Here is a 1,485-nt window from a genome sequence, read left to right as displayed (position 1 = left end):
CTCGACCGTCGTCGCGAGCAGGCCAGGGCTGGCGGCGGGGAGGCGCGGGTGGCCGCCCAGCACGCCAAGGGCAAGCTGACGGCGCGCGAGCGGATCGACTTGCTGCTGGACGAGGGCTCGTTCGAGGAGTTCGACATGTTCGTCGAGCACCGCAGCGCCGACTTCGGCATGGCCGACCAGAAGATCCCCGGCGACGGGGTGGTGACCGGCTGGGGCACGATCAACGGCAAGGTCGTCTACGTCTTCTCCAAGGACTTCACGGTGTTCGGCGGCAGCCTGTCGGGCGCCCACGCGGCCAAGATCGTCAAGGTCCAGCGCCAGGCCATGAAGGTCGGCGCGCCGATCATCGGCCTGTTCGACGCCGGCGGGGCCCGCATCCAGGAGGGCGTCGACAGCCTGGCCGGCTATGCCGACATCTTCCTGGAGAACACCCTGGCCAGCGGCGTCATCCCGCAGATCAGCGTGATCATGGGCCCCTGCGCCGGCGGCGACGTCTATTCGCCCGCGATCACCGACTTCATCTTCATGGTCAAGGACACCAGCTACATGTTCGTGACGGGGCCCGACGTGGTCAAGACCGTCACCAACGAGGTGGTCACCGCCGAGGAGCTGGGCGGGGCCCGGGTCCACGCCGCCAAGTCGGGCGTGGCCGAGGGCGCGTTCGAGAACGACCTGGAAGCCCTGACCCAGGTGCGCCGCCTGGTCGACTTCCTGCCCTCGTCCAACCGCGAACCCGCCCCCGAGCGCCAGAGCTTCGACGAGCCCTATCGCGAGGAGGCCAGCCTCGACACCCTGGTGCCGGCCGATCCGACCAAGCCCTACGACATCAAGGAGCTGATCCTGAAGATCGTCGACGAGGCCGACTTCTTCGAGATCTCCAGCGAGTGGGCCAAGAACATCGTCGTCGGCTTCGCGCGCATGGACGGCGAGACGGTGGGGGTGGTCGCCAACCAGCCGCAGGTGCTGGCCGGGGTGCTGGACATCGACAGCTCCAGAAAAGCCGCCCGCTTCGTGCGGTTCTGCGACGCCTTCAACATCCCGATCATCACCCTGGTCGACGTGCCGGGCTTCATGCCGGGGACCAAGCAGGAGTATGGCGGCCTGATCAAGCACGGCGCCAAGCTGCTGTTCGCCTATGCCGAGGCCACGGTCCCGAAGATCACCGTCATCACCCGCAAGGCCTATGGCGGGGCCTATGACGTGATGAGCTCCAAGCACCTGCGCGGCGACCTCAACTACGCCTGGCCGACCGCCGAGATCGCGGTGATGGGCGCCAAGGGGGCGGTGGAGATCATCTTCCGCCAGGAGGCCAAGGACCCCGAGGCGCTCGCCGCCCGCGAGGCCGAGTACAAGGACCGCTTCGCCAACCCGTTCGTCGCCGCCAGCCGCGGCTACATCGACGACGTCATCATGCCACACGGCACCCGTCGCCGCATCGTGCGGGGACTCAAGAGCCTCAAGGGCAAGGAACTGGCGAACCCTTGG

General features: G+C 67.7%; 1 protein-coding gene. It reads left to right on the top strand.

Translation table 11 applies throughout. The features are described 5' to 3' along the window. Positions 1-1,485, top strand: a 1,485-nt coding sequence (locus EIK80_RS25030; RefSeq protein WP_233586939.1) for an acyl-CoA carboxylase subunit beta, incomplete at both ends; no start/stop codon positions are given.

The sequence above is a fragment of the Caulobacter sp. 602-1 genome (assembly GCF_003931565.1).
Lineage (GTDB): Bacteria > Pseudomonadota > Alphaproteobacteria > Caulobacterales > Caulobacteraceae > Caulobacter.
This window is presented reverse-complemented; position numbering and strand designations above follow the sequence as displayed.